At 42.7% G+C, this 536-nt stretch carries 1 protein-coding gene; it reads right to left on the reverse strand.

Annotated elements, in window-relative coordinates; all coding sequences use genetic code 11:
• Nucleotides 1–206: 206 nt before the first annotated feature.
• A partial coding sequence (locus R7040_RS29560; protein ID WP_318098062.1) for a penicillin-insensitive murein endopeptidase occupies nucleotides 207–536 on the reverse strand: 330 nt, incomplete at its 5' end.

Genomic DNA, 536 nt, shown 5'->3' on the forward strand with positions numbered 1-536 from the left:
TATCGTGACGAAAGATCTTTCAAAACAGAGTCGTTACCACTCAACAATACATACAACCCGTTGTTTATTTAAGATTTCTATAATATGTCACCCAAACGAGTTGGGTTAGTTTTTGTATTGGTATTATTCACTGTAGACAAAAGTATGATGTTTCTCCAGTTTCATAAAAGAGATACCTGAGCCGAAACAAGAACAAAGATAAGACGTTATTTACTGACGATAAGTGGCTGACATTGTGGTGGAATCGCTTTTTTCTTTTTAGGTTTAGCCGCTACTTTTTCTGGCTGGGGCTTCGCAGGGACAACTGCTTTTGGCTTCCAACTCGCTAACTCCGAACCGCACCCATCACCAGAAGGAGGAGGTGCTTGATCGACACAATTAGAGCTTGAGTCAGGGCATGATAAGCGCACATGAAAATGATAATGATGTCGCCACCAAGGACGAACTTTACGTAGCCAAGAACGATCTTCTCCCCCTTCCTGAGCACACAGTTGCTCCTTGATAACAGGGAGAACAAAGATACGAGCCACCTCATC

Source organism: Vibrio sp. 1069, assembly GCF_033340555.1.